This is a genomic window from Dokdonella sp., from assembly GCF_036518555.1.
Classification (GTDB): Bacteria; Pseudomonadota; Gammaproteobacteria; order Xanthomonadales; family Rhodanobacteraceae; genus Dokdonella_A.
In genome coordinates, this window is the sequence record NZ_DATDMY010000021.1 from 1 (window position 1) to 7499 (window position 7499).

The window sequence follows — 7499 nt, forward strand, 5'->3', positions numbered from 1 at the left end:
GTCGGCGGGATCACGCCGTCGAGAACCCAGGCCGTGCGCTTCTGGTGGCACAGGTCCGCCCGCGCGGGATCCCAGGCCTGGCCGAGCGGCCAGCAGACGTCGCGCTGGCCCACCGAGGGCGGCGGTGGTGACGGTGCCGCGGCGATCGCGTTGCGCGGCAGGCTGTCGACGACCTGGAACATGAGCGGCAACGCCGTGACCGCGCCGTACTGGCCGGGCAGGGGCGTGCCGTCGGGCCGGCCGATCCACACCGCCACGGTGAAGCTGCGCGTCGCGCCGACGGCCCAGGCGTCGCGAAAGCCGTAGCTCGTGCCGGTCTTCCAGGCCACGCGCGGGCGCGACCCCGGGTCGAACGTGCCGGGCGCATAACCCGGGCGCGGGTTCGCCTCGAGGATGTCGCGCACGATCCACGCCGCGCCTTCGGAAAGGACGCGGCGGTCGATCACGGGGTCGTCGCGCCCGTAACGCACGCGCCCGGCGACGCCGCCGCGATTGAACGCGGTGTAGGCACCCACGAGGTCTTCCATGCGCACGCCGGCACCGCCGAGGATGATCGACAGGTTCGGCGTCGCGCCGCGCGGCAGGCGCAGGTCCAGGCCCGCATTGGCCAGGCGTGCGGCGAAGCGGATCGGTCCGATGCGGTCGACGAGGTCGACCGCGGGCACGTTGAGCGACAGGCGCAACGCCTCGGCGGCGCCGATCGGCCCGTTGTAGGCGAGATCGAAGTTGCCGGGCCGATAGCCGCCGAACGATTGCGGTGCATCGACGAGCAGGCTCTCCGAATCGATCAGGCCGTCGTCGAGCGCGAGACCATAAAGAAACGGCTTGAGCGTCGAGCCGGGCGAGCGCCACGCGCGCACCATGTCGACGTGGCCGAGGCGACGCTCGTCGCCGAACTCGCCGGAGCCGATGTAGGCGCGAGCTTCGAGCGTCGCATTGTCGACCACGAGCATGGCCGCGGAGGTGCGCTCGGGCAGGCGGGCGAGGTAATCGCGCACGCGCGCTTCGAGTGCATGCTGCAGTTCGGCATCGATCGTCGTCGTGATGCGCCGCTCGGTCGGCCGCTCCGCGCGCAGGCGTTCGGCGAGCAGCGCCGCGCCGAGCGGCGGCTGCAGCGCGCGCGCCGCGACCGATTCGATGCGCGCGTCGTGGACTTCCGCCGCAGTCCAGACGCCGAGGTCGGCCATGCGCGCGAGCACCTTGTCGCGCGCGGCGCGCGCGGCCTCGGGATTGCGGTCGGGGCGCAGCCGGCTGGGCATCTGCGGCAGCACCGCGAGCAGGGCGGCCTCCGCGTGCGACAGGCGCGAAGCCGGCTTGCCGAGGTACGCCCATGACGCCGCTTCGACCCCTTCGATCGTGCCGCCGAAGGGTGCGTGCTCGAGGTAGAGCGCGAGGATCTCGCGCTTGGACAGGTGCGCCTCGAGCTGCAGCGCGCGAGCGATCTGGCGCAGCTTGCCGAGCGCGTCGTGCGGCGTGCCGTCGAGGATGCGCGCGACCTGCATCGTCAGGGTCGAGCCGCCGGAGACGAGCCGGCGATGCACGATCCATTGCACGGAGGCGCGTGCGAGCGCGAGCGGATTCACGCCCGGATGGCGCCAGAACCAGCGGTCCTCGTAGGTGAGCAAGGCCTCGACGTAGAGCGGCGAGACATCCTCGACCGCGACCGGGTAGCGCCAGACGCCGTCGCGGTCCGGGAATGCGCGCAGCGGTGTGCCGTCGCGCGCGAGGACGACGGTGCCGCCGCCGGACCCGTCGGGTAGCGGCAGCGGGAACAGGCGGTCGAGCACGAGCGCGCCGGCGATCATGACCAGGGCCGCGATCGCCCCGCGTCGCAGCCAGGGCGGGAACCGTCTTCGCATGAGGCGTCGCGTCGTTCTTGGAACAGGTGTGTCGCGCCGCGGCGCTCCGCTCGGGAGCGCCGCGGCGGAGGTTTCACGGCTCGATCACCTTCACCGATGCCGGCGTGCTCTTGCCGATGCCGCGCACCTGCGGCATGTACATGTCCTCGACCAGCGGCGGCGGCACCTGGAACGTGCCCGGCGTCACCGCGCGGACGAGGTAGAACACGTGCGCGGTCTGGCCCTTGCCGAGGTTGAGCGCGGCGACGTAACGGTCGTCGCGGAACTCTTCGTGGCGCACCTCGGCGGCCTGCGCGCGATCGGTGATCGTGATGCCGTCGACGACGACGTCGGCCCACTGCTTGGCGTCGGTGAGATTGAAGTTCTCGATTTCCAGTCCGCCCGGCAGGAGGTCGACGAGGAGCGCGTCGGGCATCGCCTCGCGTGCCTCGAGCTTGAGGCCGACGATGAGGCTGTCGCCTTCCTTGAGCGGGCCGGGTTCCCACGGCTTGCCGTCGAGCGTATAGAACTGGCGCTGGATCCAGACGTAGTGGTCGTCCGGCGCGGGCGCCGATTTCGGGATGCCCGCGATATCCGTGCTCACGTACAGCGGCAGGTCGCCCTGCGGCATGAAGCGCACGCCGGCGGCGAGATCGGTGCCGCCGAACTGGCGGCTCCACAGCCGGTCGGGGCTGATCTCGCTCGCGTTCGCGCCGATCGAGAGCGTGCCGGATACGACGGTGTCGCCGTCCTTGATCAGCGTCCTGCCGAGGCGTGCGATCGCGATCTGCTCCTGCGTGCTGAGCCAGAGCCAGCGGTGGCCGTACTTCTTCTGCTGCGCATCGGCCTGGTGCTCCTCGTTGGTGAGCGAGCGCGCGATGTCGAAGATGCGGCCGTCGTATTCCGGCTTGGACAACCCGTAGCGGTGCGCGAGCGCGAGCATGAGCGACGTGTCGCGCAGGTCGGAACCGTAGTCGCCGAGGTACCACGGGCGCTCGACCTTCATCGCGAACGCATCCGCGATCGCCTTCTGCGCGCGCGGTTCGTCGCCCATCAGCTTGAGCGCGATCGCGAGGTGCACGAGCGGCAACGCGGTGATCGACTTGCCCTTGTCGTTGTCGTAGAGCGCGCGCAGGGTGCCGAGCGGCGCGCGGTTCACGCGTGCGAGCACGAAGCCGGAGTACGCCTCGTTGGCGAAGCGCAGGTGGTCGCTGTGCTCGTAGCCGTAGAACGGGTGGCCGCCGGAAAGCAGGTCGTCGTTGAGGCGCTTGAGCGCCTTCTGCAGCATCTCGTCGGGCACGAGGAACCCTTCGTCACGCGCGTCTTCGAGGAACTCCACGACGTACGGCGTGATGTACTCGTTGACGTAGCTGTCGCCGCCCCACATCGAGAAGTGGCCGGACGGGATCTGCATCGAGGCGATGCGGCCGATCGCGCCATCGACGCGCTGCTTGCGCTGCTCGGCGGGGAGGCCGTCGGTATGCAGGTTCCCGGCGGTCTTGTCGTCGAGCAGCAGCGCGCCGTAACCCTTGCTCGTCGTCTGCTCGACGCAGCCGTACGGGTACTTGAGCAGGTCCTGCAGCGCCGCGGCGAACGGCAGCGGCGGCAGGCTCGACACGGTCAGGCGTGCGGCGACCGAGTCGGCGAGCAGGCCGTCGATGGCTTCGCTGCCGAGCGTGACCGGCGCGAGCGTCTCGAGCGAGCGAGCGCTCGAGCGCATCACGCTCGGCCATGCCGCGCGCACGACCATTTCGAACCGGCGGTCGATTTTCAGCTCGCCGCTCGACGCTTGCACGTCGATCCTGCCGACGCCGTAACCGTCGAGCGCCGCGAGCGGGAAGTCGAGCGTCGTCTTCGCGCCGTCCGCGAGCCTGACCTTGCGCTCGCCCTTGTCGATCGCGAGCGGCTTCTGCGTCGTCACCTTCACGGCGAACTCGCGTTCGCTGCCGGAGAAGTTCTGCAGGTCGAGCGTGAGCGACGACCTGTCCCCCGGCGCGAGCACGCGCGGCGTCGATATCTCGGCGACGAGCGGTGCCCGCACGACGGTCTCGGTGTCGGCGCCGCCGTACTGGTTCTCGCCGAACACCTGCGCGACGACGCGCACGGTGCCGTTGAAGTCCGGCATCTTCAGCGCGACCTTCGCCACGCCGTTCGCGTCGAGCGCGACGACGCCGGAGAACAGGTCGACGGTGAGCACCTTCGCGGTCGGCCGGCGCGCCTGCGGCAGCGGGCCGAGCGCCATGTCGCCGCCGTAGCGCAGCTTGGCCGTGTTGCCGTCGAAGCTCTCGATGACGCGACCATAGAGGTCGTAGGCGTCGATGCCGAGCGCGCGCTGGGCGAAGAACCACGCATTCGCATCCGGCCGCGCGAAGCGCGTGATGTTGAGGATGCCGACGTCGACCGCGGACACCGTCACGTAGGCCTTCTTGCCCGCGAGCGCCGGTGCCTTCACGGTGACCGGCAGGTCGTTCTCGGGCTTCATCTGCTTCGGCGCATCGATCGCGACGTCGATCCTGCGGTTCGTGCGGTCCATCGGCACCCAGGTTTCGCCGACCGCGCGCGCGGGCGTGATCTTGTCCGCCGCCGAACCGCCGCGGAACACGAGCGCGGTCACGTAGACGTCGTGGCGCTCGAACTCCTTCGTCACCGGGATCTCGAACACGGCGCCCGGCTGCGCGTCGATGTTCTTCGAATAGATGAGATGGTCCGACTCGACCAGCAGCAGGCCGGGCCCGCCCTGCGGCGGCGTGATCGTGACCTTGAGCGTGTCGCCCTCGTGGTAGCTCGGCTTGTCGAGCGCGAGCTTGACCTTGTCCGGGCGCGCTTCCTTGCCGCGGTTGTCGTCGCTCCAGCTCCAGCCCGCGAAGAACGGCAGGCGCGTGGTCAGGCCGGTCGCCGGGTCGAGGATCTCGACGCGGTAGTTGCCCCAGTCGACCGGCACGTCGAACTTCGCCACCTTGCCGGCTTCGACGTCGATGTCGCGCTGCTCGCTGTCCTCGTATCGCTGCACGTATTCGAAGTGCCAGCCGCTGTCCTTGTCGAACGTCCAGTGGTAGTCGCGATGCTCGCGCACGAGCGTGAGCTTGAGGTGCTGGCCGGCGACGAGCTCGCCGGCGGCATTGCTGCGGACGAGTTCGAAGCCGGCGCGACCGCGCGCGTCCGAACCTTCCTTGAGGTCGAACAGCGGACGCAGGCCGACGAGCGCGTCGGCCGGCCACACGGTGCGCTTGAGCGTGCGCGTGACCGTGCGACCGCCGCTTTCGTAGACGCTGCCCGACAGCATCGCCGCGATCGGCGTCGCGGGCTTCGCGCCTTCGGCGATCTCGATGTCCTGTTCGAGCTTGCCGTGCTCGTCGAGCGGTTCGTCGACGACGTCCTTCGCTTCCTTCGGCAGCTCGACGGTCGGGTCGCCGAAGTAGAAGTCCTTGTGCGCGTCCACCGGATGCTGGTCGACGGCGACGGTGAGTCGTGCCGTGAAGCGGTTGCCCGCCGCGGGCGCGCCGTAGAGGTAGTCGCCCTCGACCGCGAGCTCGAGCGGCTCGCCGGGCTTGAGCACGGCCTGCGCGCTCGAGAGATCGAGCTTGAGGCGCTCGGGCAGGAACTCCTCGATGCGGAAGGTCAGTCCCTGCGAGACCTCGCTCGACTTCGGATCGGTGCGGAATTCGACCTGCCAGCGGCCGGTCGGCGCGTCGACCGGGATCTCGCGCGACCACTCGAAATAGTTGAGGTCCTTCGGCTCGAGCTTCGTTTCGGCGTAGGTGCGGCCGTCCGGCTGCTTGAGCGTGATGAAGAGCGGCTGCGGCTTGATGAGGTTGCCATCGTGATCGCGCAGCAATGCCGACAACGCGATCGTCTCGCCAGGGCGGTAGAGGTCGCGGTCGGACCATGCGAACACGTCGAACCAGGCCTGCTTGCGGCCGGCCACGGCGAAGTCGGAGAGGTCGAGCGCGGGCTGGTTGAACGGCAGCAGCGAGACGTCGTTGCCGCTCTTCGCGACGAGCACCTGGTCCGCCTTGAGCGCGTAGGCGAGCTGCGCGTTGCCGTTGCCGTCGGTCTTGCCGGCGACGATCGACTCGCCCTTGCCGTCGAGCACGGACAACTCGACACCCGCGAGCGGCGCGCCGCTCTTGAGCGACGCCGCGTGCACGAACAGCGCCTCCGCGTACGCGCGCGTGTGCAGGCCGATGTCGCTGACGAAGAAGAAGCTCGTCTCGTACTCGTCGTTGAACGTGCCCGCGCGCTTCATGACCGCGAAATAGAGCCCCGGCTTGGCGAGTTCCGAGATGGACTGGATCGGCAGGTAGTTGACCGCGCGCTCGTTGTCCTTGCCGGCGAGCGCGAACCGGTTCGAGTAGACCGAATCGGCGATCTGCGTGATCGGCGAGCCTTCGCGACCCCAGCCGTAACGCGGGTCGAGTTCGTACGAGCTGCGCTTGCCGTTCTTCTGGTACGCGGCGAAGAAGTTCGCGACTTCATCTTCGCGCACGCGCATGAACTCGACGTCGACGTCCTTCACGTTCACCGAAATGACGGGCAGGCCGCGCGTCTCGCGCGCGGGCAGCACGTTGCCCTGCGAAGCGAACGCCGCGTTCGGCTCCATCGGACCGGTGTAGACGTCCTTGGCGACCTCGCTGCCCAGCGTCTTGCCGTCGGCCGCGGCGAGCTCACCCTTGATCTTGACCGCGTAACTCTGGTCGGCCTGGATGAACGGGAAGTACAGCGTCTTGCCGTCCTCGTCGAGCGACCAGCTGCCCTGCACGGCGGCGCCCTTCGGGTCGCTCACGCCGATCAGCGTGTCGAACGCCTGCGTGCCGACGAGCGGCTGGCTGAACTCGAGCACGAGCGCGAGCTGGCCGTCGTGCTGCTCGGCCCGCGCGGAGGCGAGCGCGAAGCCTTCGACGGTCGCCGGCTTGGCGGCTTCGGCCGCGATCGGCTTCTTGCCTTGGACGTGCGGCACCTGGTCGGCGGGGCGGTTGCAGCCTGCAAGGGTGAGGGCGACGAGCAAAGCCGTGCCGACGAGTCGCAGGCGCGACGCGGGCGAACGCAGATCCATTGTGTACTCCCCGGGTGGATGGCGCGTGAATTATACGCGGTCGATTATGGCCGCCCCGGGGCGGACGCGGGCGTTACGCGGTCGACGCGCCGACCGTGCGCGGCGGCGCGCGAGCGGCATGACCGGGTTCGCGCTGCGCGCGTGAACGGCTGCACGTTCGCGGCGTGAACGTCGCCCGCGGCGCGCGTTAGTCGCGGTGCAGCACGCAGGACGACGGCGGCGACGCTATCATCGACGACGCGCCGCCGCGGTTGCCGCGGCGCAGGTCGGGCGCCTACGCCCGACCGCGCCGGTTCCCTGCATGCGATCGCCGATCACCTACCTCTTCGACGACTTCCGCCTCGACCGTTCCGCGCGCGAACTGCGCCGCGACGGCGTGCCGGTGACCGTGCCGACGCGCGTCTTCGACTGCCTGCTGTACCTGATCGAGAACCGCGAACGCGCGGTCGGCCGCGACGAACTCGTCGCCGCGCTGTGGGGGCGCGTCGATGTTTCGGACGCCCAGCTCGGCCAGATCGTGCTGCGTGCACGGCGCGCGATCGGCGACGACGGCAACGACCAGCGCTATATCCGCACGATGCCGAAGTTCGGCTACCGCTGGCTGGCCG

At 69.8% G+C, this 7499-nt stretch carries 3 protein-coding genes; 1 reads left to right on the forward strand and 2 read right to left on the reverse strand.

Features of this window, described 5'->3' with window-relative positions; translation table 11 throughout:
• Both pbpC and VI238_RS01295 read right to left on the reverse strand, forming a co-directional pair.
• Positions 1-1859, reverse strand: a 1859-nt coding sequence (gene pbpC / locus VI238_RS01290) for a penicillin-binding protein 1C (RefSeq protein ID WP_331647619.1), incomplete at its 3' end; no start/stop codon positions are given.
• 73 nt (positions 1860-1932) lie between these two features.
• The gene (locus VI238_RS01295; protein ID WP_331647621.1) at positions 1933-6891 is read right to left on the reverse strand and encodes an alpha-2-macroglobulin; all 4959 of its coding nucleotides are present in this window, start codon (positions 6889-6891) and stop codon (positions 1933-1935) included.
• Between the two features lie 301 nt (positions 6892-7192).
• Here VI238_RS01295 and VI238_RS01300 point away from each other — a divergent pair.
• Positions 7193-7499: winged helix-turn-helix domain-containing protein (locus tag VI238_RS01300; RefSeq protein ID WP_331647623.1), on the forward strand; the 307-nt coding region annotated here is incomplete at its 3' end.

Coding starts and splice junctions, on each gene's coding strand:
- VI238_RS01295 (WP_331647621.1), bottom strand. CDS start 6,891: ATGGATCTGCGTTCGCCCGCGTCGCGCCTGCGACTCGTCGGCACGGCT.